Below are 26,641 nucleotides of genomic sequence, written 5' to 3' on the forward strand. Positions count from 1 at the left end.
GTCATCCCCGGGTGCGCGGCACGGGGCGGTGGCCGCGCCGACCGCCGCCGGCCGTACCGGTGCGACCTGGTGACTCGGCGTCAGGAAGCCCCGGGAACGGCGCGGGGCGGTGAAGGGCGGTGCGGGGCGGTGCACGGGCCGCCCGCCCCGCCGAGGGGACGGCGACAGAGCAAGCAAGACGCGCGGAAGCCGCCGAACCATGCTTTACCGAGGGGTCACAGGGCGTTCGTGATCACGCAACACGGTTCCTTCACAGTGGCTGCATGACTCGAGAACTGTCTGATGTGACGCGTGCGAAGCACGGTCGCCCCGTCCACCACTGGCGGCGGGACGTGGTGGAACTGGCCGCCCTGTTCACGGCCGTCGCGGTGGCGGACGCGGTGGCCAACCTGATCGGGCACGGGCCCGACGGCCCGGCCCTGCTGGTGATCTCGGCGATGGCGCTCGTCGCCACGGCCGCGTTCCACACCTGGTGGGCACGGCACCACGGCCACGCACCGCCCGCGAGCGATACCGGCGCCCGGCCGCTCGCCGCACTGCGGCGGCGGGCCGGGCGGCCCGCCACCGGCCCGGCGCCCGACGGCCCGGCGGCACCGCGGGGGGCGGCGGCGGGCGCGCTGTGGCGGATGCGGACGACGGTGCGGGACGAGCCGGGCTCGCTGGCGGCGCTGTGCGCGGCGCTGGCCGAGCGGCGGATCGACATCCTGAGCCTGCAGACGCATCCGCTGGCCGAGGGCACGGTGGACGAGTTCCTGCTGCGCGCGCCCGCCGGACTCGACGGCTCCGGGATCACCGGGGCGGTCTCCCTGGCCGGCGGCGCCGACACCTGGATCGAACGGGCCGACACGCACGACCTGGTGGACGCGCCCACCCGGGTCCTGGGGCTGGCCACCCGCACGGCGCTGGACGCCGCGGAACTGCCGCTGGCGCTGCGGCAGTTGCTCGGCCGGTGCACCATCCGCTCGCTGCCCGCCCGCCCGGCGGGCGGCGGCCACGGCCCCACCGTGCCCGACGGGGGAACGCTCGAGGACACGGTGCTGCGGCTGCCCGCCCCGGAGGGCGGAGTGATCACCGTGGAGCGGCCGTACCTGCCCTTCACGCCCACCGAGTTCGCCCGCGCCCGGGCCCTGGTCGAACTGGACACCCGGCTGGGTCCGCGGGTGCCGCGCGGCCAGGACGTGCTGACGCTGCCCGAGGGGAACGCGATCACCGTGCGCCGGGCGGACACCGGTGATGTGCCGGCGGCCCGGCGGATGCACGACCGGTGCTCGGCGCGCACGCTCGACATGCGCTACCACGGGCCGGTCACCGACGCCGACCGCTATCTGAACCACCTGCTCAGCCCCCGGTTCGGCCGGACCCTCGCCGTGCACAGCGCCTCGGGCCGGATCATCGGCCTCGGCCATCTGCTGTGGGACGGCGACGAGACGGAGGTCGCCCTGCTCGTCGAGGACGAGTGGCAGCGGCGGGGCATCGGCTCGGAGCTGCTGCGCCGGCTGGTCGGCATGGCCGTCGAGGCGGGCTGCGAGAGCGTATACGCCGTGACGCGGGCGTCGAACACCGGCATGGTCGCCGCCATGCGCGGCCTGGGCCTGCCGCTCGACTACCAGATCGAGGAGGGCACGCTGGTGATCACGGCCCGGCTGGACGCGACCCCGGTGGCCTCCAGGCCGCCGTACGACGGCGGGCAGGGGCGGCTGAACCGGTCCGGCCCGCGGGACTGAGGCCGGCCGGCCCCGCGGGCGGGCGGCCCCGCGGGGGCGGGCGGTGCGGCAGGCGGCACGGTGAGCACCCGGTGCCGACTTGGCACCCCCGTGCGAGGCCCGGCGGCAGCCCGGCGCGGGGCCGGCGGCAGCCCGGCGCGGGCCCGGCGGCAGCCCGCTGCGGGCCCGGCGACAGCCCGGCGCGGGCCCGGCGACAGCCCGGCGCGGGCCCGGCGACAGCCCGGCGCGGGCCCGGCGACAGCCCGCTGCGGGCCCGGCGACAGCCCGGCGCGACCCGACAGCAGCCCGAGGACAGCCCGGCGCGGGCCGGCAGCAACCCGGCGACAGCCCGGCGCGACCCGGCAGCAACCCGGCGCAGGCTGGCGACAGCCGGCGCAGGCCCGGCAGCAACCCGGCGACAGCTCGGTGCGGGGCCCGGCGCGACCAGGCGACAGTCCGGCGCGGGGCCGGCAGCAGCCCGGCACGGCCCCGGCGACAGTCCGGCGCGGGCCCGGCGTGGCCGTGCCGGGCCCCGCACCGTACGTACCGCGCCGGGCCCCGCACCGTACGTGCTCGTGCTCGTGCTCCGCTCAGCTCATCGCCTCGTGCAGGCCCCTGACCGCCGGCGGCTCCGACCGCTCCCGCAGCGCGCCGTCCAGGTCCGCCCACAGGTCCTCGACGTCCTCGAGCGCCACGGACATCCGCAGCAGCCGGTCACTGACCCCGGCGCCGCGCCGGTCCTCCGCGTCGACGATGCGGTGGCTGATGGAGGCCGGGTGCTGGATCAGGGTGTCGACGCTGCCGAGGCTGACCGCCGGGGTGATCAGCCGGACGCCGCCGATGACGGCGTGCGGGTCGCCGTGCACCTCGAAGGCGACCATCGCGCCGCCGATGCGCGGGTAGTGGACGCGGGCGATCCGCGGGTCGGCCGCGAGCCGGGCGGCGAGTTCCGCGGCGGTCGCGGAGGCCGCACGGACCCGTACCGGCAGGGTGGACAGGCCACGCAGCAGCAGATAGCCGGCCAGCGGGTGGAGGACACCGCCGGTCGCGAAGCGGATCTGGCGCAGCCGCCCGGCGAACTCCTCGTCACAGGCCACCACGCCCGCCATCACATCGCCGTGGCCGCCCAGGTACTTGGTGGCGCTGTGCAGCACCAGCCGCGCGCCGTGCTCGGCGGGCCGCTGCAGCACGGGGGTGGCGAAGGTGTTGTCGACGAGCAGCGGGACGGAGCCGCAGGCGTGGGCGACGGCCCGCAGGTCGATCTCGGCCAGCGTCGGGTTGGCCGGGGTCTCGACCATCACCAGCCCGGTGTCCGGCCGCAGCGCGTCGGCGATGCCGGCCGGGTCGGTCCAGGTGACCTCGGTGCCGAGCAGCCCCGCGGTCAGCAGGTGGTCGCTGCACCCGTACAGGGGCCGGACGGCCACCACGTGCCGCAGGCCCATGGCGGACCGGGCCAGCAGGACCGCGCTCAGGGCGGCCATGCCGCTGGCGAAGGCGACCGCCGACTCGGTGCCCTCCAGCCGGGCCAGGGCGGTCTCGAAGCGGGCCACGGTCGGGTTGCCCAGCCGGGCGTAGACCGGGGTGTCCCCGGGTTCGGCGCCGTCGGTGGCGAAGGCGTCGATCCGCGCGGCCTCGGCACGGCTGTCGTAGGAGGGGTAGGTGGTGGACAGATCGATCGGCGGGGCGTGCAGTCCCTGCCGGGCGAGGTCGTCGCGGCCGGCGTGCACGGCCTCGGTGGCCAGTGCTCTGGGTACGGTGCGCACGTCGTCGTGCGCGGGCGTGCTGCCTGGGTCCAGGGGCGTGTCCATGGCGGAAGGGTGAACAGCGGCCGGGTCACCGGCGCACAAGTCCGTGTTACGTTCGGGCCATGGCCGAATCCGTCGTACTGGATCCGGTGGATCTGCATCTGCTGCGCCTGCTGCAGAACGACGCCCGGACCACCTACCGCGATCTCGCCGCCCAGGTCGGGGTCGCTCCCTCGACCTGCCTGGACCGGGTGACGAGGCTGCGCCGCAGCGGCGTCATCCTCGGCCATCAGCTGCGGCTCGACCCCGCCAAGCTCGGCCGGGGCCTCGAGGCGCTGCTGTCGGTGCAGGTCCGGCCGCACCGGCGGGAGCTGGTGGGGCCGTTCGTGGACCGCATCCGGGCGCTGCCGGAGTCGCGGACGGTGTTCCACCTGACCGGGCCGGACGACTACCTCGTGCATGTCGCGGTGGCGGACATGGCGGATCTGCAGCGGCTGGTGCTGGACGAGTTCACGGCCCGGCGGGAGGTGGCCCGGGTGGAGACACGGCTGATCTTCCAGCAGTGGGACTGCGGTCCGCTGCTGCCGCCCGGGGCGCAGCCGGGAACGCTCCCGGCGAAGTCGGAGTGATCCCGCCGCCTCGCGCGGGAAAGCCGCCTCGCGCGGGAAAAGCGGGCTCGCGCGGGAAAAGCGGGCTCGCGCGGGAAAAGCGGGCTGACGGCGCCGCGGTTCCCGTACGAGGATGGTCCGCATGTCAGACACCAGGAACCTACTGCCCCGTCAGGTCGCCGACGCCTACGTCGACGAACTCATCGCCCTCGATCCGGTCACCGGCACGTATCTCGGCGTCAAGGAGAGTTCCGGCAGGCTGCCCGACACCTCGCCCGCGGGGCAGGAGGCGGTCGCGGAGCTGGCGCGCCGTACGCTCGCCCGGCTGGACGAGGCCGAGCGTGCGCCGGGCGCGGACAGCGACATCGAGCGCCGCTGCGCGCGCCTGCTCCGTGAGAGGCTCACCGCGGAGCTGGCCGTGCACGAGGCCGAGGAGGGCCTGCGGGTGGTGAGCAACATCCACAGCCCGGTGCACTCGGTGCGCGAGGTGTTCACCATCACCCCGGCCGAGACGGACGAGGACTGGGCGGCGATCGCCGAGCGGCTGCGCGCCGTGCCGGACGCGCTGCTCGGCTACCGCGAGTCCCTGGCCGCCGGGCTGGAGCGCAAGCTGTACGGGGGCCCGCGCGCCACCGAGACGTTCGTGGGGCAGCTCACCGAGTGGGCGGACACGGACGGCCGGGGCCGGGGCTGGTTCGAGGACTTCGCCGCCGCCGGCCCCGAGTCGCTGCGCACGGAACTCGACGAGGCGGCCCGCACGGCGACCGCGGCGGTCGCCGAGCTGCGGGACTGGATGCGCGAGGTGTACGCGCCCGCGGTGGAGGGCGCCCCCGACACGGTCGGCCGCGAGCGCTACGCCCGCTTCTCGCGCTACTTCAACGGCACCGACCTGGACCTGGACGAGGCGTACGCCTACGGCTGGGCGGAGTTCCACCGTCTGCTCGGCGAGATGCGCGAGGAGGCCGGGAAGATCCTGCCCGGCGCCGCGACGCCGTGGGTGGCGCTCGCCCACCTCGACGAGCACGGCACGCACATCGAGGGCGTCGACGAGGTCCGGGCGTGGCTGCAGGGCCTGATGGACGAGGCGATCGAGGCGCTGGACGGCACGCACTTCGAGCTGGCCGAGCGGGTACGGAAGGTGGAGTCGCGCATCGCCCCGCCCGGCGGCGCCGCCGCCCCGTACTACACGGCGCCCTCGGCCGACTTCTCCCGGCCGGGCCGTACCTGGCTGCCGACCATGGGCCTGACCCGCTTCCCGGTGTACGACCTGGTGTCGACCTGGTACCACGAGGGTGTCCCCGGCCACCACCTCCAGCTGGCCCAGTGGGCGCACGTGGCGGACGACCTCTCCCGCTACCAGGCCACCGTGGGCATCGTCAGCGCCAACGCCGAGGGGTGGGCGCTGTACGCGGAGCGCCTCATGGACGAACTGGGCTTCCTCACCGACCCCGAGCGGCGGCTCGGTTACCTGGACGCGCAGATGATGCGCGCGGTCCGCGTGATCATCGACATCGGCATGCACCTGGAGCTGGAGATCCCCGCGGACTCGCCGTTCCACCCCGGTGAGCGCTGGACGCCGGAGCTGGCCGGGGAGTTCTTCGGCTCCTACAGCAGCCGTCCCGCGGACTTCGTGGCCAGCGAGCTGATCCGCTACCTCTCGATGCCGGGCCAGGCGATCGGCTACAAGCTGGGCGAACGCGCCTGGCTGCTGGGCCGGGAGAACGCCAGGCGGCGGCACGGCGACGCGTTCGACGCCAAGGCGTGGCACATGGCGGCCCTGTCCCAGGGGTCCCTGGGCCTGGACGACCTGGTCGACGAGCTCTCACGGCTGTGACCTGACCCGGGGCGGCCGGGCCGTGACCGCCCGAGGGCGGTCCGGCCGTGACCGTCCCCGGAGGCGGTCCGGCCGAGACCGTCCCCGGGGGGCGGTTCAGCAGCCGCAGTCGTCGCCTTCCACCGGTACCGTCAGCGGGTCGGCGGTAAGCCGCCGCTCGCCCTCACGGGTCTCGTACGGGAGACCCTCGCGCACCCAGTACTCGAAGCCGCCCAGCATCTCCTTGACACGGTGGCCGAGTCCGGCGAGGGCGAGCGCGGCACGGGAGGCCCCGTCGCAGCCCGGCCCCCAGCAGTAGGTGACGACGGGGACCGATGGGTCGAGCAGGGTCGCCGCCAGTTCGGGGATCCGCGCGGTCGGCAGGTGGACCGCGCCCGGGACGTGCCCCTGGTCCCACTCCTCGGTGAACGGCAGATGTCGACCGGGACGACGTCATCGTGCATGGCGCCGATCACTTGGACGACTGGCCCGATACGCTCGCCCTGCGTCCTGACATGTCTCTGAGGCACCCGCAACCGGCGACTGCGAAGCGAATGGAAATGCCGCCGCTCATCCTGATCGGCGAAATGCTCCCGGTCGATGGACCAGAGCTGTGACGCCTGATCGGACAGGCCGACTCGCCACGGCATGGCCGACTGTCAGGGAGGCAACGAGCAAACTTCGAGCGTCCCATGCGACCCGGACGCCGTCGACTGGCGCGGCTCGTACTCGCATCAGGAGCGGAGCCGCAGCGTCGACCCCCCTCTCCCCTTCACCACCTCCAGCTGGGCATGGATCCGGCGCCGCAGATCGGGGACGTGGCTGACGATGCCCACGCTGCGGTCCCGTTCGCGCAGCGAGTCGAGCACGTCGAGGACCTCGTCGAGGGTCTGGTCGTCGAGGCTGCCGAACCCCTCGTCGATGAAGAGGGTGTCCAGTCGCACCCCGCCGGCCTCGTCGGTGACGACGTCGGCGAGTCCGAGGGCGAGTGCGAGGGAGGCGAAGAAGGTCTCGCCGCCCGACAGCGTCGCCGTGTCGCGCTCCCGTCCGGTCCAGGCGTCGACGACGTGCAGTCCGAGGCCGCTGCGGCCGCGCCCGGTGCGGTCGTCGGAGTGGACCAGGGTGTAGCGGCCGGACGACATGCGCCGCAGCCGGGCGGTCGCGGCGGCGGCCACCTGTTCCAGGCGGGCCGCGAGGACGTAGGACTCCAGGCGCATCTTGCGCTCGTTGTCGGCCGAGGTGCCCGCGGCGAGACCGGCGAGGCGGGCCACGCGGTCGTACTCCTCGCGCAGGGGTGCCAGCCGCCGTACGCCGGCGGCCGCGCGCGCGGAGAGCCGGTCGAGTTCGGCGCAGCGGCGGGCGGCGGCGTCGCGGGCGGAGGCGGCCTCGCGCAGCCGCCGGTCCGCGGCCCCGGCCGCCGCCTCGGCCGCCGCGAGGTCGGCGGGCGGGCGCTGCGCGGCCGCCCTGGTGTCGGCCTCGGCGAGCACCGCGCGCACGGCGGCCTCCTCGGACTGCCGGGCGTCCAGGAGGTGCTGCAACTCGCGGTGGGTCCGGTCGTCGAGGAGGGCGGCGGCCGCGGCCCCGGGGGTGTCGAACCCGGCGCGGAACGCGGCCTCGGCGAGCCGTCCGTCGGCGTCCTTGAGCCGTACGGCGCTGTCCTCGGCGGCACGCGCGGCGTCGGCCGCCTCGGTGAGCCGGGCGACTTGCTCCTCCAGTTGCGCGGCGCGCTCGGCCACGGTGCGGGCGACGCCCCGGGCCTCGGCCAGCTCGGTCTCCAGCGCGGCCCGTTCCCGGTCCAGGGCCTCCCTGCGGGTGACCCGGGAGGCGGTTCTGACCTCGGCGTCGCGGCGCACGGCGAGCCGGCGTTCGCGCTCCTGCTCGGCGCGGCGCAGCTCCTCCTGGGCCGCGTGCAGCGCGGCGGCCGCACGGCGCGCGTCCGCGAGTTGCCGCTCCAGTTCGGCGGCCTCCTCGGCGAGCCGGGCGGTGGGCGCGTCACCGGCCTCGGCGCGGGCGGCGGCCAGGGCCTCGCGGACCGCGCCGAGGCGGCGCTCGTCCTCGGCGCGCCGCTCCTCGGCCCGCTGACACTCGGTCAGGGCCTGCTCCTCCGCCGCGCGGTCGACGTGGCCGGCCACCCGGCGTGCGGGTGCGGGGTGCTCGGTGGCGCCGCAGACGGCGCAGGGCTCTCCGTCCACGAGGCCGGTGGCCAGTTCGGCGGCGATGCCGGCCAGGCGCTGCTCCTTCAGGCGGAGCCAGCGGTCCCGGGCGGCCACGGCGCGCTCGGCGGAGCGCAGGGCCCGCTGCCGGGCCTCCTCGGCCTGCCCGCTCAGCCGGTCGCGCTGCCGGGCGGCGGCGAGCCGCTGTTCGGCGGGTTCGCGCCGCACGGCGAGCTGTTCGGCCCGGGTGGCGGCGTCCTGCGCCGACTCGATCCGGGCCTGCAGCGCCGGTCTGGCCGACTCCCACTCGGCCAGCCAGGCCTCGGTGTCCTGGAGGACCTCCGCGTCGGCGCGTTCCTGCCGGTCCACGTCGGCCCGCTCGGCGGCCAGGGCGGCCAGGCGCTGCTCGGCCCGGCGGGCCGACTCCAGTCCGCCCAGTTCCTCGGCGGCGCGGCGCGCGGCGGCGGCGAGTCCGGCGGCGCCGGCGTCGGCGAGGGCCTCCGGCAGCACGGCACGCGCGCGTGCCTCGGCCTCGGTCGCGCGGCGGTGCTCCGCCTCGGTGGTGCGGCGCAGTTCGAGGGCCGGGGCGACCGCTTCCGCCTTGCGTCCCCGTTCCATGCGCTCCCGTGCCTCACGGAGGACGCCGGCGTCCTCCTCCAGCAGCGCGGCCCGCTCCTGGGCCTCCGCGAACCGGCGCTGGAGCCGGGCGACCTCGCGTATCTCGCTCAGGGTGCGTCCGGCGGCGGCGCGGGCGGACTCGGCGGCCGCCAGCCGGCTCTCGGCGACCGCGAGCTGTTCGCGGGCGGTGCTGCGGGCGACGGCCGCCGCGGTGAGGACGGCCTGGGCGAGTCCCGGTTCGCCGGGTGACAGCCCGGGCGGCTCCATGGCGCCGCCCGCGGCCTGCTGCATGCGGTGCGCGTCGGCGAGCAGCGCCTCGTCCCCCTCGCGCACCCGGGCCTCGGCGGCCCGTCTGCGTTCGGCGAGGCGCTTTTCGACCTCGGCGAAGCGGCGGGTGTCGAAGAGGCGGCCGAGCAGTTTGCCGCGGGCCTCGGCGTCGGCGCGCAGAAAGCGCGCGAAGTCTCCCTGGGGCAGCAGCACGACCTGGCAGAACTGCTCGCGGCTCATGCCGAGCAACTGGGTGATCTCCTCGCCGATCTCCTGGTGCGAGCGGCTGAGGTCCTTCCAGGCGCCGGCCACCGGGTCATACTCGCGCAGCAGGCTCTGGGCCTTGTCCACGGTGGTGCCCGTGCCCCGCCGCTTGGGGCGCTCCCAGGGCGGCTGCCGGGTGATCTCCAGCCGCCGTCCGGCGACGGTGAAATCCAGGGTGACCTGGGTGCGGGTGTCGGCGGCGGCGTGGTCGCTGCGCAGGGTGAGCCCCTGGCCGGTCTGCCGGGGCCCGGGCACCGAGCCGTACAGGGCGTAGCAGACCGCGTCGAGCACGGAGGTCTTGCCGGCCCCGGTCGGGCCGTGCAGGAGGAACAGCCCGGCCGCCGACAGCGCGTCGAAGTCGACGCGCTGCGAACCGCCGAACGGCCCGAAGGCGGTGATGTCGAGCCGGTGCAGCCTCACTGGTCTACCCCCGTGCCGTGCGGGGCCCGCGCCCCGGGCGCCGCCGGCCCGCGTGCCGCGCCCGCGCCGCCGTTCGCGCCGCCGCCCGGACCCCGGAAGGCGCCGCGCGGGTCCCGTCCCCCGCCGTGCTCGGGGCCCGGGCGGCGCGTGGACGCGCCGCGCGGGTCCCGTCCGCCGCCCGTGCGCCGTACGCCGTCGTACGGGCCCGTCGCCGCGGCCGGGGTCCGCCGGGCGCTCACCGGGCCACCTCCTGTGCCGCCTCGTCGGCGCGCACCGCGTCGAACGCCTCGCGCAGCACGGCCTGTTCGTGAGTGTCGGGTGCGGTGCCGCGCACATGGGACACGAAGTCCTCCGCGATCTGCTGGTCGCCGCGGCCGGCCAGGCGGCGGGCGTAGGACAGGTCCGGGTCGCCGGGGGCCCGCTCGGGTTCGAAGACGAGGCTCAGCACGTGCGGGAAGCGCTCGGCGAGCCGGGCCATCGGCTCCGCGGGTCGGGCCGGGTCGGTGAGCGTGGCCTCGACCCACGCCTCCTGGTGCCGGGCGAGGCCGGGGTCGGCGAGCAGGTCCTCCAGCCTGCCCCGGATGCGGGCCAGCGGTCTCGGCACGGGGCAGTCGACACGCTCGGCCGTCACGGAGCCGTCGGCGCCGAGGTCGACGAGCCACATGGTCTTGCGGTGGCCGGCCTCGGAGAAGGAGTACGGCAGCGGGGAGCCGGAGTAGCGCACGCGCTCGGTGATGGTCTGGCAGCCGTGCAGATGGCCCAGGGCGGCGTAGTCGACGCCGTCGAAGACGCCCGCGGGCACCGAGGCCACCCCGCCGACGGTGATGTCGCGTTCGCTGTCGCTGGGCTGTCCGCCGGTGACGAAGGCGTGCGCGAGGACGACGGAACGGGTGCCGGGCGGCCGGGCGGCGAGGTCCGCGCGCACCCGGTCCATGGCGGCGGCCAGCACCGTCTCGTGGGCCGCCCGGTCGACCGCGAACTCGTCCCTGACCAGGGCCGGTTCCAGGTAGGGCAGTCCGTAGAAGGCGACCTCGCCGTGGGCGTCCCGCAGCACCACGGGCGTCCCGCACGCGGCCGGTTCGGTGCGCAGATGGATGCCCGCCCGGTCGATGAGTCCGGCGCCGACTCCGAGGCGGCGGGCGGAGTCGTGGTTGCCGGAGATCATCACCGTGGGCACGCCGAGGGCGGCGAGGCGGTGCAGGGCGTCGTCGAACAGCTCGACCGCGGCCAGCGGGGGCACCGCGCGGTCGTACACGTCTCCCGACACGACCACCGCGTCGACCTCGCGCTCCCGCACGGTGGCGACGAGGTGCGCGATGAACTCGGCCTGGGCGCCGAGCATGTTCACGCGGTGGAACGCCCGGCCCAGGTGCCAGTCGGAAGTGTGCAGCAGCCTCATGATCCCCGAAGCCTATCGGCCGGGTCCGACATCACGGACGGTTACTCCCGTACCGGCCGTCACGACCGGCCCGTCCAGGGGCGATCGATCCGCCGATGTCCGTTATGTCATGCGTCGCCGTAGGCCTCGCCGCCCGGTTCGAACCCGGCGGTCCCGGCCGTGGCGTCCGCCAGCCAGGCCCGGAAGGCCTCCACCTCGGCGTCCGGCAGGCCGATCTCGATGGTGACGGACTCCCCGTACCGCACGTCGCGCACCTCCCGGCCGGTCGCCCGGAGGTCGTTCTGCAGCTTGCCGGCCCGCTGGTGGTCGACGGTGACCGTGGCCAGCCGGAACCGCCGGCGCGTACGGGTGCCGAGCGCGTCGAGGGCCTCGCCGACCGCACCGCCGTAGGCCCGGATGAGCCCGCCGGCGCCGAGCTTGACGCCGCCGTAGTAGCGGGTGACGACGGCGACCACGTACCGCATGTCGCGGCGCAGGAGCATCTGCAGCATCGGGACGCCGGCCGTGCCGCCGGGCTCTCCGTCGTCGCTGGCCTTCTGGATGCCGGCGTCGGCGCCGATGACGTAGGCCCAGCAGTTGTGCGTGGCGTCGGCGTGCTCCTTGCGGACCGAGGCGATGAAGTCCTGCGCCTCCCGCTCGGTGGCGGCCGGGGCGAGGGCGCACAGGAAGCGGGAGCGGTTGATCTCGGTCTCGTGCACGCCAGCGCGGGCGACCGTGCGGTACTCGTCCTGCATCCGGCCAGCCTATGCGCACGCCCCCGGGAGCTCCCACGCGAGGTACCGGGAGCTCCCGGGCGAAGTACCCAGGCACGCCGCGGGACGGCGCGGCGGTGGCGGGAACCCCCACGGGCGGCGGGCACCGGTGGCGGTGGCGGCGGCGATGGTCGCGGCCGGGGTCAGTGCTTGCCGCCCCTGGGCACGGTCAGCTGGGTGAGCAGAGCGGCGCCGGGGGCGAGGGCCTGCCAGCCGGGGCCGTGCCAGGCGAGGACGGCGATCGCGGAGGTCGGGAACTTCGTCCGGAGCCGGTCCAGCGCGTCGCCCAGGCCGTCCCCGGCCAGCTCCAGCACCAGCTCCTCCAGTCCGGGGTTGTGCCCGACCAGCAGCAGCGTGCCCGCCTCGGGCGGCGCCTCCCGCACGACGGCCAGCAGGTCCGCCGCGCCGGCGGCGTAGAGACGGGTGTCGTACCGCACCGCGGGCGGGGTGCCCCACTGGGCCGAGGCCAGTTCCCAGGTCTGGCGGGCGCGCAGGGCGGTGGAGCACAGCGCGAGGTCCGGCAGGCAGTCGGCCTCGGCGAGCGCGCGGCCCGCGGCGGGCGCGTCGCGACGGCCACGGGGGGCGAGCGGGCGCTCGTGGTCGGCGACGCCCTCGGGACGGGCCGACTTGGCGTGCCGCAGCACCACCAGCCGCCGCAGCGGACCGGCCCCCGCGCGGGCGATCACGGCGTCCGTCCCAGGTCGCGGGTGAGGTCCAAACCGAGCAGACGGTCGGCGTAGGCGTAGGTCTCGAAGCGGGCGCCGTCCGCCAGGTCCGGCCGGGCGGCGACCCATTCGAGCACCCGCAGCACCGCCGGCATGTCCAGATCGTCCTCCCATGCGCCGCGCAGCCGCCCGCGCACCTCGTCGGGGACCGGCCGCGAGGGCCGCCGGGCCCAGTCGGCGACCGCGCGGCGCCAGCGGGCGAGGGCCCGGCCGGCCTCGTCCAGCGCGTGCTCGTCGAGTCGTACGGGCCGGGTGCGGCGATGGCCGAGGAGGGCCAGGCGCAGGACGGCCGGGTCGTCCAGGGCCGCGGGAACGACGGGCACCGCGGCCTCGACGGGCGCGACCGCGACCCGGACGCCCTCGGCCTCGGCCTCGGCGTCGGTACCAGCGGACCGGCCGCCCTGGGACACCACGCCGCGCGGCCCGCCGCCACCGGAACCGACACCACCGGGACCGGCTCCCCCGGCACCGTCCGGGACCGCCGGCTCCCCCGTCACCCGCACGACCTGCGCCTCGCCCAGTGCGGCGCCGAGGTCGCGGCTGTCCTCGAAGGGCCGCACGCCGAGGGCCTCGGCGCCGGCCCGCAGCTCCGCCTGGTCCCGCTCGCCGGTCAGCAGGGCCCACACCGGTGTGCCGCCCAGTTCCAGGGCGCGCACGAGCAGATCGGCGACCAGGAGCACGCGCAGCCCCGAGGCGTCGAAGCCCGAGGCGTGCGCCTCGATGCGGGTCAGGCCACGGCGGGCCGGAGCGGCGTCCACGGGGTGGCCGGTTCGGGCGTCGATGATGCGCAGCACGGCCCGAGCGTAGGCGGCCGGAGGGCCGTGCGCAGGCAGGTGCGCGCATTCCGGACAGGGTGGCGCCGCCGGGCGCGGGAATCGGCCGCCGGATCGCGCTGTTGCCGCAGTGCGCGAGCAGTTCTCCGACGCACGAGCAGTTGCCCGACGCACCAGCAGTTGCCCCAGACGCGAGCGGTTCCCCGAGACACGAGGAGACGGGACAGTGGAGTACGGCGATCCGGCGGCGATCCGGAAGATCCTGACCGAACTCGGCGACACATGGGCCGTGGTGGGCCTGTCGTCCAACCGGGGGCGGGCGGCGTACGGCGTCGCCCAGGTGCTCCAGCGCTTCGGCAAGCGCGTGGTCCCCGTGCATCCCAAGGCGGAGACCGTGCACGGCGAGCAGGGCTACGCCTCCCTCGCGGACATCCCCTTCGACGTGGACGTGGTCGACGTCTTCGTCAACAGCGACCTGGCCGGTCAGGTCGCCGACGAGGCGGTCGCCAAGGGCGCCAAGGCGGTGTGGTTCCAGCTCGGCGTGGTCGACGAGGCGGCCTTCGACCGCACCCGTGCGGCGGGTCTGGAGATGGTCATGGACCGCTGCCCCGCGATCGAGATCCCCCGCCTGAGGTGACGCCTGTCGTCCGCCGACGGGCCGACGGGCTGACGGGCTGACGGGCTGACGGGCCGACGGGCTGACGCGCTGACGGGACGCCGTCATAATGCCCGGGTGGCGCATCCGACCCCCCACCCCGGCCCACCCGCCCGCGAACGCTTTCCGGTCGTCGTCGTCGGCGCCGGGCCCGCGGGACTCACCGTCGGCAACGTCCTGCGCGCCGCCTCGGTGGACTGCCTGGTCCTGGAGACCGAGACGCGGGACTTCGTCGAGCGGCGGCCGCGCGCCGGGGTCCTCGAGGAGTGGGCCGTGCGCGGGCTGGAGCGGCGCGGGCTGGCCGGCCGTCTGCTGGAGCGGGCCGAACGGCACACCGCGTGCGAGTTCCGCTTCGAGGGCGAGGGCCACCGCTTCCCGTACACCGAGCTGACGGGACGTCACCACTTCGTCTGCCCACAGCCGTTGCTCGTCACGGACCTGGTGCGGGAGTACGCCGACGTACGCGGCGGCGCGATCCGTTTCGGCGTACGGGACGTGCGGCTGCACGACGTCGGCAGCGACCGTCCGTCGGTGTCGTACCGCTGTCCGGAGACCGGTGAACGGCGGTACGCGGACTGCGAGTTCATCGCCGGGTGCGACGGGGCGCGCGGGGTGAGCCGGGCCGCGCTGACCGCCGCGCACCCCGCCCGGGTCGCACGGCACGACTACGGCGTGGGCTGGCTGGCGCTGCTCGCCGAGGCGCCGCCGTCCTGCGACCGCGTGCTGTTCGGCGTCCATCCGCGCGGGTTCGCCGGGCAGATGCCCCGCAGCCCGCGGCTCACCCGCTACTACCTCCAGTGCCCGCCCGGCGACGAGCCGGAGAACTGGCCGCACGAGCGGGTCTGGTCCGAGCTGCGGCAGCGGCTCGCCGCGGCGGACGCCCGGCCGCTCACGGAGGGCCGGCTGGTGGAGAAGCGCGTGCTCGACATGCACGACTGCGTCGTCGAGCCCATGGCGTACGGGCGTCTCCTCCTGGCGGGGGACGCGGCCCACCTCACCGCGCCCATCGCCGCCAAGGGCATGAACCTGGCCCTGCACGACGCGTTCCTGCTCGGCGACGCGCTCGCCGCCCGTCTCACCAAGGGCGACGGCGCGGCACTGGCCGGCTACTCGGCGGCCTGTCTGCGGCGGGTATGGGACTACCAGGAGTTCTCCCAGTGGCTCTCCGAGGTCTACCACGGCACCGCGTCCGGCGACCCCTACCGCGCGGGCACCACGCTCGCCCGGCTGCGGCGGCTGTTCACCTCGCCCGCCGCCGCGGCCGCCTTCGCGGAGCAGTACCTCGGTACGGCCGTCCGCCACTGACGGCCGCGGTACACGCCGCTGACGGCAGCGGTCACACGCCCAGGCCCTCCAGCACCACGGCCCCCGGCAGCTCGGCGAACACCTTGCCGGGGACCAGCAGCTTGCCGCGCCGGCGGCCGCTGCCGACCAGCACGTACGGCAGGTCGACGACGGCGGAGTCGACGAGGACCGGCCAGGTGCCGGGCAGGCCGATCGGGGTGATGCCGCCGTACTCCATGCCGGTCTCCCCCGTGGCCACCTCGGTCGCGGCGAAGGACGCCTTGCGGGCCCCGAGCTGCCGGCGCACCAGGCCGTTGACGTCGACGCGGGTGGTGGAGAGCACCAGGCACGCGGCCAGGCGGGTCTCACCGCCCCGCTTGCCCGCCACCACCACGCAGTTCGCCGACCGCTCGAGCAGGTCGCGTCCGTAGTGCTCGACGAACACCGCGGTGTCGGCCCAGCGCGGGTCGGTCTCGACGTAGAGGATCTGGTCGGCGGGGACGCTGCCGCGCCAGTGGCGCACGGCGTCGGCGACGGGACCGGTCAGCTCGTCGAGGCAGTCGGGGGCGGGTGTGGCCTTCTCGAAGTTTCCGATGGGTGCGCGCATGTCCGCACGCTAACAGCCCTCCCGCACACGCCGGCCGGGCGTCCCGGCGAGCGGGCCACGGCCGGGGGCGCGAGCCGTCCCGGTGAGCGATCCGTCACCGAGAGGAGCGGGCCGGCTCAGTGGACGGGCCCGCCCAGGACCGGGCCGCCTCGGCGGGGGGGCCCGCCCGGGGCCGGGCCGCCTCAGCGGACGAGCGGGACGGACACCGCCATCACCATCTCCATCGGGACGGTGCCGGTGTTGGCGTAGGTGTGCGGGGTGTTCGCCTCGAAGGACGCGCTCGCCCCCTCGGGCACGCGGTACTCCGCCCCGTCGACTGTCAGCGTCAGCTCCCCCGCGGTCACGTGGACCAGTTCCACCGTGCCGGCGGGGTGCGGATCGGACGGGCTGCCCTCGCCCGGCATCAGCCGCCACTCCCACATCTCGAGCGGGCCGGGCGCCTCGGCCCCCGCGAGCAGCCGGTTGTAGGAGCCGGCGTCGGTGTGCCAGAGCCGTACCGCCTGGTCGGCGGGGACGACCAGGACCTTGGGACCCCGCTCGTAGTCGAGCAGCGTGGTGATGCTGACCCCGAGCGCGTCGCCGATCTTGACGACGGTGCCCAGGCTGGGGTTGGTGCGGGCCTGCTCGATCTGGATGAGCATGCCGCGGCTCACCCCCGCCCGGGCGGCGAGCGTGTCGAGGGTGAAGCCGCGCTCGGTGCGCCACCGTTTGACGTTGCGCGCCAGGGACTGGGTCAGCAGGTCGAGGTCCGCCACATTCCGTCCAATATTCTGGATGACAGAGTTCAGTTCACTGAACTACGGTGGGTTGCACCGCATCGTTCACCGCACTGTACTGCGAGGTTCGCCGTGACAGCACTCTTCGCCCTGGCCACCAGCCTGCTGTGGGGGCTGGCCGATTTCGGCGGCGGTCTGCTGACCCGGCGGCACCCGGCCCTCACGGTCGTCGTGCTCTCCCAGGCGATCGCGGCGGCGGTGCTGGGCGCGATCGTGTTCGCCACCGGCGGCTGGAGCGAGGCCGGACCCCGGCTGTGGTTCGCGTTCGCCGCGGGCGTGATCGGTCCGGTGGCGATGCTCTCCTTCTACAAGGCCCTGGCACTCGGTCCGATGGGCGTGGTCTCGCCGCTGGCGACGCTCAGCGTGGCCGTGCCCATCGGTGTGGGGCTGGTGCTCGGCGAGCGGCCGGGGCTGACGCAGGTCGTGGGCATCGCGGTCGCCGTGGGAGGTGTGGTGCTGGCGGGCGGGCCGCAGCTGAGGGGGGCCGCCGTGCAGCGGCGGGCGATCTGGCTGACGCTGGTCGCCGCTCTCGGGTTCGGCACGGTGTTCGCCCTGATCGCGGAGGCGTCCGCCACGGTGACCGGGCTGTTCCTGGCGCTCTTCGTGCAGCGCGTGACCAATGTGGCCGGGGGCGGGGCCGCCCTGTACCTCTCCGCGCGGCGGGGCGGGCCCGTGCTGCCGGACGGCGGTTTCCCCTGGGGATCGGTGCCCGCGCTCGCCTTCGTGGGCCTGGCGGACGTCGCCGCGAACGGCACGTACGCGGTCGCCGCCCAGCACGGCCCCGTCACGGTGGCCGCCGTTCTCGCCTCCCTCTACCCGGTGGTCACCGCACTGGCCGCCCGCGGCTTCCTGCGCGAACGCCTGCGCCCCGTCCAGGCCACCGGAGCGGGCCTGGCCCTCCTCGGCACCCTGCTCCTGGCCACGGGCTGAAGGGCACCGCGTCCCGGCCCGGGTGGCGCGTTCGCCCTTCGTGAGTGGCGCCCGCCCGCAGGCCGGGACGGCCTCGGGGAAGGACGACTCCGAGGGCGCAACGGCCTCGCGAAGGGCGGCACCGGGGCGGCGCGCGGCCTCCCGGTGCGGCGGTCTCAGCTCTCGGTCTCCAGCTCGGCCAGGGGTGGTCCCGCACTCCTGTCCGGGGCGGCCGGGCGGGAAGCCGCCGGCTCCGACGCTCCGGCCGGCTCGGCCGTCCGGGGGCGGCCCGCCTCCTGCGGGCCCGCCGGGCCACCGGCCGCGCACTGCCGGTCCAGCTCGGCCAGGCGGGCCACGGCCTCCTCGTCCAGTTCGGACAGGGCGGCCAGCTGGTCCGGAGTGACCCCGTCCGGTACCGGGACCGGGGCCGGCGTCCGCAGCGGCGGCTGCCACCCCTCGGCGGCGCTCCAGCGCCGTACGACACGCGCCGGCGCGCCCGCGACCACCGAGTGGTCGGGCACCTCGCCGCGGACCACGGCGCCGGCCGCGACGACCACGTTCCGCCCGATGCGCGCCCCGGGCAGGATCACCGCGTTGGTGCCGATCCAGCAGCCGGGGCCGATCTCCACCGGCTCCATCCGGGGCCACTGCCTGCCGATGGGCTCGTGCGGGTCGTCGTAGGAGTGGTTGGTGGACGTGACGTAGACGTACGGCCCGAAGTAGCAGTCGTTGCCGATGGTGACCGTCGTGTCGGCGATGACATGGCTGCCCCGGCCGAGGACGACCCCGTCGCCGATGCGCAGGATCGGCTCCGGACCGAGGTCGAGGTCGGGCATCAGACCCGCGGTCAGCGTGACCTGCTCGCCGATGATGCAGTGGGCGCCCAGGTGGATCCACGGTTCGCCGAAGACCGTGCCGAGCGGGAAGGCGAGTCTGGTGGCCGTGCCCATCGCGCCGAAGCGGAACCGCCCGGGATGCTCCGCCGTGACCGACCCCGTGCGCTGCACCCAGGCCCAGCCCGCGTGGACGGCGCGCTGGGCGAGGCGGCGCCGCCAGGATGAGAACGTGTTCTTGCGCTTGGGCACCCGCTCACCGTACTCAGCCCCGCCCGCGCCCATGGGGCGGTGGGCCTGTGATCTTCGCCCCACCGGATGACGTACGGTGCCTGCGGACCCATGCCGTGAAAGGTAGGACGAGGATGACGCACAAGGCGCTGATCGCGGGCATCGGCGGGCGGGAACCGCGCGTGGACGAGGGGGCGTTCGTGGCGCCCACGGCCACGGTGATCGGGGACGTCACGCTCGGTGCGGGTGCGAGCGTCTGGTACGGGGCGGTGCTGCGCGGCGACGTGGAGCGCATCGCGGTCGGCGCCCACAGCAACGTGCAGGACAACTGCACCCTGCACGCGGATCCGGGGTTCCCCGTCGCGGTCGGCGAGCGGGTCTCGATCGGTCACAACGCCGTGGTGCACGGGGCGACCGTCGAGGACGACTGCCTGATCGGCATGGGGGCGACCGTGCTGAACGGCGCGGTGATCGGCGCGGGGTCGCTGGTGGCGGCCCAGGCACTGGTGCCGCAGGGCATGCGGGTGCCGCCGGGCTCCCTGGTGGCGGGGGTCCCGGCGAAGGTGAAGCGGGAGCTGACGGAGGAGGAGCGTCAGGGGATCACCCTGAACGGCACGATGTACGCCGAACTGGCGAAGGCCCACGGCCAGGTCCACGCCTGACACGCCCGAGCGGCACCGCCACGGGCCGGCCCGGCCCCGGACCCACGAGCCGTTCCGGCGTGGCCCGCTCCGACCCGCCGACCGGCCTGGGCCCCGCGGCGGCGGTTCGCCGACCGCCCGCGGGTCCGCCGACCGGCACGGGTCCGTCAACCGGCCATGGCCCCGCGGACCGACCGCGGGTCCGCCGACGGGCGCGGGTCCGCGGACCGGCCACAGATCCGCCGACCGGCCGCGGGTCCCCGGCGGGTGACGGTCCGGGCGGTCCCGCGCATCGGCTCCGGTACGGCCGGTCCCAGGCTCACCCGTCGGCTTCGGCCCGCCGGGTGGGTGACGGGGAGGCCGACCCCGCGCATCGCTGCGGTCCACCCCCACCCCGGGCGCAGGCCCGGCGGCCCGCCGCGCCCAGCTCCGCTGTCGGCTCCGGTCCGATCGGTCCCAGGCCCACCCGTGGGCCGACTCCGGTACGGCCGGTCCCAGGCTCACCCGTCGATTCCGGTCCGCCGGCCCGGTCCACCGATCGGCCGCACGGCGCACGGCCGTCGGCGTGCTCCTCCGGGCCGGCCGGCCCAGCCCGTCAGCCGTGGGCCGGCATCGGCTCCGGCTGCGGTCGGCCGGCCCGGGCTCGCCGAATGGCCGCTGCCCGCAGGCGCGGGCCGGTCCGGGGCCGCGAAGACGCGGTCCGTCCCCTTCCCCGCCCATGTCCGCGGGGGCGGCGCGCGGTCAGTCCCTGGCGGGAACCGGTTCCGGTTCCTCGGCCTCCCGCTGGGCGGCGCCCGCCTTCGCGGCCTTGCGCTTGACCACCAGCATCGAGACCAGCCCGATCAGCACCGCCGCCACCAGACCCAGCCAGGAGAACTTCTTCAGCCAGGACTCGGCGACCACACCGACGTAGTAGATGACGGCCGTGGTGCCGCCGGCCCAGCAGATGCCGCCGAGGACGTTGGCGATCAGGAACTTCCAGTACGGCATCCGCAGCACGCCCGCGAGCGGCCCGGCGAAGATGCGCAGCAGGGCGACGAAGCGGCCGAAGAACACGGCCCACATGCCCCACTTCTGGAAGGACCGCTCGGCCGTGGCGACGTGCCCCTCGCTGAAGTGGCGGGGGAACTTCTTCCCCAGCCAGGCGAGCAGGGGCCGGCCTCCCTTGCGGCCGATGGCGTAGCCGATGGAGTCGCCCACGACCGCGCCGACGGTGGCGCAGGCGCCCAGGACGAACGGGTTGATGCCCGAGTGCTGGGAGGACAGCAGGGCCGCGGAGACCAGCACGATCTCGCCGGGCAGCGGAATGCCCAGACTCTCCAGACCGATCACCAGGCCCACCACGGCGTAGACGGCGGCCGCGGGTACCGTGTCGAGCCACTCCTGTACGTGCACCGCCGGTTCCTCCCCGTTTCGCATGCTCGGTTCCCCGGGGACGCCCGCGAACGAGCGCCCCCGGGAAGCCTACCGGTTCGGCACGTCCGGGCGGCCTGCCGCCGAGGGCAGCGCGGCCGCCCGGGCGGCGGGCCCTCCTCCTCACGTACCCGGTCGGTGCGGTTCCTTCCGGTGGCCGGCGGGACCCGTCGCACAGGGGACCCGGGCGGCGCTCGGATGGACGCGGGCGCCCCCGCCGCTGCCCCAGACGGCGCCCGGGCCCAGCGGGGCGCCGTCGTCCGCCCAGCTCCTGACGGCGAGCGCGGTGGCGAGCAGACCCAGGGAGGCCAGTCCGACACCCAGCACCACGGCCGTGCGGTACCGGCGGCCGGGGTCTTCCCGGCGGCCCGTCCGATCCCCGTGCTCGCGGTCTTCCCGGCGGCCTGTCCGATCCCCGTGCTCGCGGTCGTCCCGGCCGGACAGGGCGTCCCGGCCGGACCCGGCCTCCCGGCCGGACAGGGAGTCCGGGCGGGCCGGGGCATCGCGATGGCGGCCCGCGCGGCCCGGGCGCCCCGGTCCGGCGGCGCGCGAGTCCCGGCCGGCGGCGGCGCGGCCCGGGCGGGAGTCGAGGTAGCGCCGGGCTCCCCAGCCGAGCACGGACTCGGCGAGCAGCAAGCCCGGATCCGCGTCGAAGCGGCCGAGCTGTTCGGCGGCGTAGCGGCAGTGCGCGCACGCGCGCAGATGCCGCTGGACGTCGGGCAGCGGGGGCACCCCGCGCCGGGTGGGCACCTCGAGGAGGCGGTTGTAGTAGCGGCATTCCCTGGCGGGCGCGAGTTCCCGGTGGGCGCGTATGCAGCCCGCCCGGAATTGCTCACGGGCCTGCCGCAGGGCGGCCGCGGCTCCTTCTGCGTCGATCGCCAGCAGACCGGCCGGTACGGATATCGGCTCGGCCTCGACCTCGCAGTGCCACAGCAGGCACTGGAAGGCCCCGGGAAGGGCGTGGAAGGCGCGCTCGGCGAGCAGCCGCCTTTCGGGGATCATGGAATTCACCGCCCGGAGCCCTCTGCCGCCGCCGGGCCTGCGCAGCTCCGGCAGGACGACGCAGGCCGCTTCGTCGGCGGCCCACTGACGGACGATCTCCCGTGCGGCGACGAGGAGTTGGGGGCGCAGGGCGCCGCCGCCGGCGGCTGTCCCGCCCATGCGGCGCAGCACCCGGCGGTAGGCGGCCGTGGTCACCATGGCCGCCGAACTGCCCGGGGCGGACAGGCAGATCACCGCGTAGTCGTAGGTGGCCCGCCAGTGGCGGGCGAGCAGCAGCGCGACGGCGTGGTGACCGTCGTCGGTGTCGCGCAGCCGGGCGACGAGGCTGCGGTCCGACTCGCCGGGTGGCGTGCCGGGGTGGGGTGGATGAGGTGGACGCGGGGGGTGTGGGGGGTGGGGGGTGTGCACGGAACCATTTCCTTCCGATCCGCAGGACGGCATGCGGAACGCCCGTCCATGGGAAAGCGGGTGCCTGAGGGGCGCGAACCCGGCCGTGGAATGCGAGGCCGGCCGTCGCCTTTCCCACAGGGAGGCTCACCTTCGCACACGCCGCTCACGGGGAACAAGGAGTTCGAAGGCCCCCCGCGGTAACCGGCGGGAAATGCACGTAGGTTACCAAGGGTATCCGCACCCTTATTCGAAATTCCGCGCACAGGACCGTCAACTCGTGTGCGGGGCAGGCCGATCGGCGCACGGAATCTCCAACTCCCGCCGTGCGACCCGACGACCGGCACCCGCCGTCGAGACCGGCGTACAACCGGAGCACCCGGCCATGCGGTGACCGGACGGCGGTCGCGCGGCGGTCATGCGGTGCCCGGGCTGCGGTCGTGCGGTGACCGGGCGGCGGTCGTGCGATGGATGCCCGGCGGTCACGCGGTGGCTGGACTGCGGTCGTGCGACGGTCGCGCGGCGGTCACGCGGTGGCTGGACTGCGGTCGTGCGACGGCCGCCCGGCGGTCACGCGGTGGCTGGACTGCGGTCGCGCGATGGCCGGGTGGTGGTTCAGCCGCCCGGGCGCAGGGTCCACACCACCGTCATCTCCCCGGTCACGGCGCCGTCGCCGCGCCGGATCTCCACCGCCACCGGGAACTCCGGCCGCCGGCCGCGGTCCAGTTCCTCGACGACCTCGGCGGCCGGCCGGCCCAGGGTCGCGGTCGCGGTGACCCGGCCCATGGCGAGTTTCCGGTAGGCGATCTCGGCCCGGACGGCGAGCGGCACGGCACGCGGGAGCTGGTCGCCGAAGGCGGCGAGCACGATCGCCCCGCTGGCGGACTCCCCCAGCGTGAACATCGCGCCGGCGTGCGGCCCGCCCACGTGGTTGTGGTACGCGCTCTGGTCGGGCATGGCCACCACGGCCCTGTCCGGTCCGGCCTCCAGGAACTCCAGACGCAGGGTCCGGGCCATCGGCACGGTGGCGGCGAGCAGCTCGCCGATCGGCATCCGTTCTGCGCTCATGGCGACAGGTTACTGAGCAGTAGCGAATACGGAAGAGACAGAACGGACAGGCGGCCCCCGCACCCGGATTTCTGGTACGTCCCTGACAAGGGGTAGTGACCGAATCGTGTCCCCGCCGCCGTTAGGGTTACTGCCCATGTGGCCAGGACAGCAGCCGCCCGGGGGCGAGCAGAACCCGCAGAACAACCCTTATCAGCAGCCGGGGTACCAGCAGCCGAATCCGTATCAGCAGCCCGGCTACCAGCAGCCGGGTTACCAGCAGCCGCAGTACCCGCAGTGGAACGCCCCGACGCCCGCGGGCGCGCCGCAGCCGGCTCCGGGCGGCAGCGGCGGTGGCGGGAACCGGACCAAGGTGGTCGCGATCGTCGCGGCCACGGCGGTGGTGGTGGCCGCGGGCGTGACGGGCTTCCTGGTGCTCGGCGGCGGCAAGGACGACAAGGCCGACGGCGGCGGGAGCGACAAGCCCAGCCGGTCCGCGTCCGCCTCGCCCACCCCGAGCGACACCGCGTCCTCCGCGGACGACAACCCCCGCGGCACGGAGACGGAGAAGGCGACCGTGCCCGGCTGGAAGGTGGTCGTCAATCCCAAGTACGGCACGGCGTTCGACGTGCCGGCCGACTGGGAGGTCGCCTCCCCCGGGGTCTTCACCTTCTTCGAGGACGAGAAGAAGGGCGACGGCTCGCCGTACATCGGCTTCTCCGCGCCCGCGTACCTGAAGAAGAACTGGTGCAGCTCCGACGACGACAAGGACGGCACCAAGGAGACCTCGTCCCTGGCGTCCAGCGGCACCAAGGGCGAGGACGGCGGGAAGGACACCGCCAGCATCGCCCGCATGGACGCGGCGCTCTTCGCCTTCGGCGGCTACACCGACCAGAGCAAGACCGCCCGGGAGAAGTACCTCAAGATCGGCGCCGCCAAGCCGTTCGTCACCAAGTCCGGGGTGAAGGGCAGCGTCGCGACCTCGTACACCTCCGGCGTGCCCCGCACCCACAAGTGCGACACCGACGGCAAGGCGACGACCTTCGCGTTCAAGAACTCCAAGGGCAACTTCGTCTCCTGGACCCTCTACGGTGCCAAGGGCGTCAAGGACGAGTTCTCCGACGCGACGATCAAGAAGATCCTCAGCACCGTCCGGCTGCACGGCACCCCGACCACCGGCTGAACCGCCCACGCGCCCCGCGCCGGTCGCGCCGCCCCGGCCGCCCGCGCCGGTCGCGCCGTCGCGGTCAGCCGATTCCGAAGGCCCCTTCGGGAGGCACCGGGGACGGTACGGCCGTCTCGTCCTCGACCGGCCGGGCCCCGGCGACGAACGCCCGCAGGGCGGCGCCGTGCTCGACCCGGGCGGGGAAGGCGTCGGCGGCGGTGCGCCGGGCGAGGGCGGCGGTGTCGACCGGGTGGTGCGCGGCCACCAGGATCGCGTTGCCGAACCGGCGTCCGCGCAGCACGCCGGGCTCGGCGATCAGGGCCGTCTCCTCGAACACCGCGGTGAAGGTGGCCAGTTGCGAGCGCAGGAAGGCGAACGGCGCGCCATCGGCGAGGTTGGCCAGATAGACGCCGCCGGGCCGCAGCACGCGCTCGGCCTCGCGGGCGTAGGCGAGGGACGTCAGATGGGCCGGGATCCGGGAGCCGCCGAAGACGTCGGCGATCAGCACGTCCGCCGAGTCGTCGGGGGCCGTCTCCAGCCAGGCGCGGGCATCGGCGGCGTGCAGCGCCACGCCGGACTCGTCCGGCAGCGGCAGCAGCTCGGCGACCAGCTCCAGCAGGGCGCGGTCGGCCTCCACGACGTCCTGCCGGGAACCGGGACGGGTCGCGGCCACGTACCGGGGCAGGGTGAGGCCCCCGCCGCCGAGGTGCAGCACGTCCAGCGGGCGGCCCGGCGGGGCGAGCGTGTCCAGGACGTGCCCGAGCCGGCGCGCGTACTCGAACTCCAGGTGGGCGGGGGCGTCCAGGTCGACGTACGACTGCGGCGCCCCGTCCACGGTCAGCAGCCAGGCCCGTGCGCGGTCGACGTCGGGCATCAGTTTGGCCGTCCCGTGGTCCACGGTCCGGGTCACGGGTACGGGTTCGCTCACACGCCCATTGTGCCGGGCCCGCCGCCGGGCGCCGGGGGCGGGCCAGACCCCGGCACAGGGGGCGGTTCCGGCCCTGGCACAGGGGGCGGGCCCGGCCGGGGCGGGGGTGGCGCGACCGTCCGGTCACGCCACCCCCGCGCGCCGTGCGCGGCCGTTCCTCCTCACTCGACGGCGGTCACGGTGCCCGCGCCCACCGTGCGGCCGCCCTCGCGGACGGCGAAGCCCAGCCCCGCCTCCAACGGCACCGCGCGGCCCAGCTCCACCGTCATGTCCACGGTGTCCCCGGGGCGGGCGACCGCCCGCTCCCCGAGGTCCACGTCGCCGACCACGTCCGCCGTGCGGATGTAGAACTGCGGCCGGTAGCCCGTGGCCACCGGGGTAGTGCGGCCGCCCTCGCGGGCCGACAGCACGTACACCCGCGCCGTGAAGCGCCGGGCGGGCGTCACGCTGCCCGGCGCCGCGACCACGTGCCCCCGGCGGACCGCGTCGCGCGGGACTCCGCGCAGCAGCAGGGCCACGTTGTCCCCGGCCTGCGCCTCCCGCATGGGCTTGCCGAAGGTCTCCAGACCGGTGACCACCGTCTCCACGTCCGCGCCGAGCACCTCGACCCGGTCGCCGACGCGGACCGTGCCGCGCTCCACCGCGCCGGTGACGACGGTGCCGCGGCCGGTGATGGTCAGCACGTTCTCCACCGGCAGCAGGAACGGCGCGTCCACGTACCGCTCGGGCATGGGCACATAGGTGTCCACCGCGTCGAGCAGCGCCTCGATCGAGGCGGTCCACCGCGGGTCGCCCTCCAGGGCCCTCAGCCCGGAGACCCGTACGACGGGCACGGCGTCACCGCCGTAGCCGTGCTCGGTGAGCAGGTCGCGGACCTCCAGCTCGACCAGGTCGATCAGCTCCTCGTCGCCCGCGTCCGCCTTGTTGAGCGCGACGACGATGTGGTCGACGCCGACCTGCCGGGCGAGCAGCACGTGTTCGGCGGTCTGGGGCATGATCCCGTCGAGCGCGGAGACGACGAGGATCGCCCCGTCGAGCTGCGCGGCCCCGGTGACCATGTTCTTGACGTAGTCGGCGTGGCCCGGCATGTCCACGTGCGCGTAGTGCCGGGTGTCGGTCTCGTACTCGACGTGCGCGATGTTGATGGTGATGCCGCGCGCGGCCTCCTCCGGGGCCCTGTCGATCCGGTCGAACGGCACGAACGTGCCGGTGCCGCGCTCGGCCAGGACCTTGGTGATGGCGGCGGTCAGGGTGGTCTTGCCGTGGTCGACGTGCCCCATGGTGCCGATGTTCAGATGCGGTTTGGTGCGCACGTACGCCGTCTTGGGCATGGCTGTACCTCGAAGCCTCGTAGCTGATGCGGGACCCCAAGGACTCGCCGACCCTCCCCCTCAGGGGTCCGCCGGGCGATCCGGGGAGGGTCGGCTTCGGGCGCCGTCGACTGCGGCCAGGAGGATCAGGACGGCAGCCTTCGGGGCATCCGCGACCGCGGATGCTGCGAGGACGAAGGCGTACCGGAACAT

General features: G+C 75.4%; 22 protein-coding genes and 1 pseudogene. 8 read left to right on the top strand and 15 right to left on the bottom strand.

Features of this window, described 5'->3' with window-relative positions; translation table 11 throughout:
• Positions 1–263 precede the first annotated feature (263 nt).
• Positions 264–1,724: a GNAT family N-acetyltransferase gene (locus tag ACI2LW_RS11320; RefSeq protein ID WP_404730939.1), complete on the top strand. Its 1,461-nt coding sequence runs from the start codon at positions 264–266 to the stop codon at positions 1,722–1,724.
• A gap of 569 nt (positions 1,725–2,293) precedes the next feature.
• Here ACI2LW_RS11320 and ACI2LW_RS11325 read toward each other — a convergent pair.
• A complete protein-coding gene (locus ACI2LW_RS11325) occupies positions 2,294–3,511 on the bottom strand; it encodes a trans-sulfuration enzyme family protein (RefSeq protein WP_404730940.1) in 1,218 nt (405 codons plus the stop codon).
• Positions 3,512–3,570: 59 nt separating this feature from the next.
• On the opposite strand from ACI2LW_RS11325, the gene ACI2LW_RS11330 reads away from it, so the two are divergent.
• Together ACI2LW_RS11330 and ACI2LW_RS11335 are read left to right on the top strand one after the other, a co-directional pair.
• The gene (locus tag ACI2LW_RS11330; protein WP_404730941.1) at positions 3,571–4,077 is read left to right on the top strand and encodes an Lrp/AsnC family transcriptional regulator; all 507 of its coding nucleotides are present in this window, start codon (positions 3,571–3,573) and stop codon (positions 4,075–4,077) included.
• Positions 4,078–4,198: 121 nt separating this feature from the next.
• The gene (locus ACI2LW_RS11335) at positions 4,199–5,890 is read left to right on the top strand and encodes a DUF885 domain-containing protein (RefSeq protein ID WP_404730942.1); all 1,692 of its coding nucleotides are present in this window, start codon (positions 4,199–4,201) and stop codon (positions 5,888–5,890) included.
• A gap of 96 nt (positions 5,891–5,986) precedes the next feature.
• On the opposite strand, the pseudogene ACI2LW_RS11340 reads toward ACI2LW_RS11335, so the two are convergent.
• From ACI2LW_RS11340 to ACI2LW_RS11365, 6 genes and pseudogenes are all read right to left on the bottom strand, one after another.
• Positions 5,987–6,295 (bottom strand): annotated as a pseudogene (locus ACI2LW_RS11340) (rhodanese-like domain-containing protein); the annotation flags it as partial.
• A 308-nt stretch (positions 6,296–6,603) separates the two neighbouring features.
• Positions 6,604–9,591, bottom strand: a complete 2,988-nt coding sequence (locus ACI2LW_RS11345) for an AAA family ATPase (protein WP_404730943.1) — start codon at positions 9,589–9,591, stop codon at positions 6,604–6,606.
• A 235-nt stretch (positions 9,592–9,826) separates the two neighbouring features.
• A complete protein-coding gene (locus tag ACI2LW_RS11350) occupies positions 9,827–10,990 on the bottom strand; it encodes an exonuclease SbcCD subunit D (protein WP_404730944.1) in 1,164 nt (387 codons plus the stop codon).
• 107 nt (positions 10,991–11,097) lie between these two features.
• Positions 11,098–11,724 carry a YigZ family protein gene (locus ACI2LW_RS11355; protein WP_404730945.1) on the bottom strand — a complete coding sequence of 209 codons (627 nt, stop codon included), beginning with the start codon at positions 11,722–11,724 and terminating at the stop codon, positions 11,098–11,100.
• Between the two features lie 161 nt (positions 11,725–11,885).
• Positions 11,886–12,428 (bottom strand): SixA phosphatase family protein, encoded by a 543-nt coding sequence (locus ACI2LW_RS11360; protein WP_404730946.1) that lies wholly within the window; start codon positions 12,426–12,428, stop codon positions 11,886–11,888.
• Positions 12,425–13,261 carry a hypothetical protein gene (locus ACI2LW_RS11365; protein ID WP_404730947.1) on the bottom strand — a complete coding sequence of 279 codons (837 nt, stop codon included), beginning with the start codon at positions 13,259–13,261 and terminating at the stop codon, positions 12,425–12,427. Before ACI2LW_RS11365 ends, ACI2LW_RS11360 begins: the two co-directional genes overlap by 4 nt.
• A gap of 205 nt (positions 13,262–13,466) precedes the next feature.
• Between ACI2LW_RS11365 and ACI2LW_RS11370 the strand changes: the two genes are divergently transcribed.
• Entirely contained in the window at positions 13,467–13,877 is a 411-nt protein-coding gene (locus ACI2LW_RS11370; RefSeq protein WP_404730948.1) for a CoA-binding protein, read from the top strand.
• Positions 13,878–13,973: 96 nt separating this feature from the next.
• Positions 13,974–15,200 carry a 4-hydroxybenzoate 3-monooxygenase gene (locus ACI2LW_RS11375; RefSeq protein ID WP_404730949.1) on the top strand — a complete coding sequence of 409 codons (1,227 nt, stop codon included), beginning with the start codon at positions 13,974–13,976 and terminating at the stop codon, positions 15,198–15,200.
• Between the two features lie 31 nt (positions 15,201–15,231).
• Here ACI2LW_RS11375 and ACI2LW_RS11380 read toward each other — a convergent pair whose 3' ends face one another.
• Both ACI2LW_RS11380 and ACI2LW_RS11385 read right to left on the bottom strand, forming a co-directional pair.
• The gene (locus ACI2LW_RS11380) at positions 15,232–15,786 is read right to left on the bottom strand and encodes a YbaK/EbsC family protein (protein WP_404730950.1); all 555 of its coding nucleotides are present in this window, start codon (positions 15,784–15,786) and stop codon (positions 15,232–15,234) included.
• Between the two features lie 182 nt (positions 15,787–15,968).
• Entirely contained in the window at positions 15,969–16,541 is a 573-nt protein-coding gene (locus ACI2LW_RS11385) for a helix-turn-helix domain-containing protein (protein ID WP_404730951.1), read from the bottom strand.
• Positions 16,542–16,634: 93 nt separating this feature from the next.
• On the opposite strand from ACI2LW_RS11385, the gene ACI2LW_RS11390 reads away from it, so the two are divergent.
• Positions 16,635–17,492: an EamA family transporter gene (locus tag ACI2LW_RS11390; RefSeq protein ID WP_404730952.1), complete on the top strand. Its 858-nt coding sequence runs from the start codon at positions 16,635–16,637 to the stop codon at positions 17,490–17,492.
• A 155-nt stretch (positions 17,493–17,647) separates the two neighbouring features.
• On the opposite strand, the gene ACI2LW_RS11395 is transcribed toward ACI2LW_RS11390, so the two are convergent.
• Positions 17,648–18,556 carry a DapH/DapD/GlmU-related protein gene (locus ACI2LW_RS11395; RefSeq protein ID WP_404730953.1) on the bottom strand — a complete coding sequence of 303 codons (909 nt, stop codon included), beginning with the start codon at positions 18,554–18,556 and terminating at the stop codon, positions 17,648–17,650.
• A gap of 113 nt (positions 18,557–18,669) precedes the next feature.
• On the opposite strand from ACI2LW_RS11395, the gene ACI2LW_RS11400 reads away from it, so the two are divergent.
• A complete protein-coding gene (locus tag ACI2LW_RS11400; RefSeq protein ID WP_404730954.1) occupies positions 18,670–19,197 on the top strand; it encodes a gamma carbonic anhydrase family protein in 528 nt (175 codons plus the stop codon).
• Positions 19,198–19,917: 720 nt separating this feature from the next.
• Here the strand turns inward: ACI2LW_RS11400 and ACI2LW_RS11405 are convergent.
• The 3 genes from ACI2LW_RS11405 to ACI2LW_RS11415 all read right to left on the bottom strand — a co-directional run bounded on the left by ACI2LW_RS11405 (position 19,918) and on the right by ACI2LW_RS11415 (position 23,031).
• On the bottom strand, positions 19,918–20,571 hold the full coding sequence (locus ACI2LW_RS11405) for a DedA family protein (RefSeq protein WP_404730955.1): 654 nt from the start codon (positions 20,569–20,571) through the stop codon (positions 19,918–19,920).
• Between the two features lie 141 nt (positions 20,572–20,712).
• Positions 20,713–21,999 carry a hydrolase gene (locus ACI2LW_RS11410; protein WP_404730956.1) on the bottom strand — a complete coding sequence of 429 codons (1,287 nt, stop codon included), beginning with the start codon at positions 21,997–21,999 and terminating at the stop codon, positions 20,713–20,715.
• Between the two features lie 594 nt (positions 22,000–22,593).
• Positions 22,594–23,031: a DUF4442 domain-containing protein gene (locus ACI2LW_RS11415; RefSeq protein WP_404731007.1), complete on the bottom strand. Its 438-nt coding sequence runs from the start codon at positions 23,029–23,031 to the stop codon at positions 22,594–22,596.
• Between the two features lie 151 nt (positions 23,032–23,182).
• On the opposite strand from ACI2LW_RS11415, the gene ACI2LW_RS11420 reads away from it, so the two are divergent.
• A complete protein-coding gene (locus ACI2LW_RS11420) occupies positions 23,183–24,208 on the top strand; it encodes a hypothetical protein (protein WP_404730957.1) in 1,026 nt (341 codons plus the stop codon).
• A gap of 64 nt (positions 24,209–24,272) precedes the next feature.
• Here the strand turns inward: ACI2LW_RS11420 and ACI2LW_RS11425 are convergent, their stop codons facing one another.
• Entirely contained in the window at positions 24,273–25,118 is an 846-nt protein-coding gene (locus tag ACI2LW_RS11425; protein ID WP_404730958.1) for a spermidine synthase, read from the bottom strand.
• Between the two features lie 161 nt (positions 25,119–25,279).
• Positions 25,280–26,449 carry an elongation factor Tu gene (tuf, locus tag ACI2LW_RS11430; RefSeq protein ID WP_404730959.1) on the bottom strand — a complete coding sequence of 390 codons (1,170 nt, stop codon included), beginning with the start codon at positions 26,447–26,449 and terminating at the stop codon, positions 25,280–25,282.
• Positions 26,450–26,641: the final 192 nt, after the last annotated feature.

Source organism: Streptomyces sp. NPDC004065 (genome assembly GCF_044903565.1).
In the GTDB taxonomy this organism is placed as follows: Bacteria; Actinomycetota; Actinomycetes; order Streptomycetales; family Streptomycetaceae; genus Streptomyces.

Bases quoted from the DNA above. Each gene is read 5' to 3' on its own strand.
- ACI2LW_RS11320 (WP_404730939.1), top strand. From the start codon at position 264: ATGACTCGAGAACTGTCTGATGTGACGCGTGCGAAGCACGGTCGCCCC.
- ACI2LW_RS11325 (WP_404730940.1), bottom strand. From the start codon at position 3,511: ATGGACACGCCCCTGGACCCAGGCAGCACGCCCGCGCACGACGACGTG.
- ACI2LW_RS11330 (WP_404730941.1), top strand. From the start codon at position 3,571: ATGGCCGAATCCGTCGTACTGGATCCGGTGGATCTGCATCTGCTGCGC.
- ACI2LW_RS11335 (WP_404730942.1), top strand. From the start codon at position 4,199: ATGTCAGACACCAGGAACCTACTGCCCCGTCAGGTCGCCGACGCCTAC.
- ACI2LW_RS11350 (WP_404730944.1), bottom strand. From the start codon at position 10,990: ATGAGGCTGCTGCACACTTCCGACTGGCACCTGGGCCGGGCGTTCCAC.
- ACI2LW_RS11355 (WP_404730945.1), bottom strand. From the start codon at position 11,724: ATGCAGGACGAGTACCGCACGGTCGCCCGCGCTGGCGTGCACGAGACC.
- ACI2LW_RS11380 (WP_404730950.1), bottom strand. From the start codon at position 15,786: ATGCGCGCACCCATCGGAAACTTCGAGAAGGCCACACCCGCCCCCGAC.
- ACI2LW_RS11400 (WP_404730954.1), top strand. From the start codon at position 18,670: ATGACGCACAAGGCGCTGATCGCGGGCATCGGCGGGCGGGAACCGCGC.
- ACI2LW_RS11415 (WP_404731007.1), bottom strand. From the start codon at position 23,031: ATGCCGATCGGCGAGCTGCTCGCCGCCACCGTGCCGATGGCCCGGACC.
- ACI2LW_RS11420 (WP_404730957.1), top strand. From the start codon at position 23,183: ATGTGGCCAGGACAGCAGCCGCCCGGGGGCGAGCAGAACCCGCAGAAC.
- tuf (WP_404730959.1), bottom strand. From the start codon at position 26,449: ATGCCCAAGACGGCGTACGTGCGCACCAAACCGCATCTGAACATCGGC.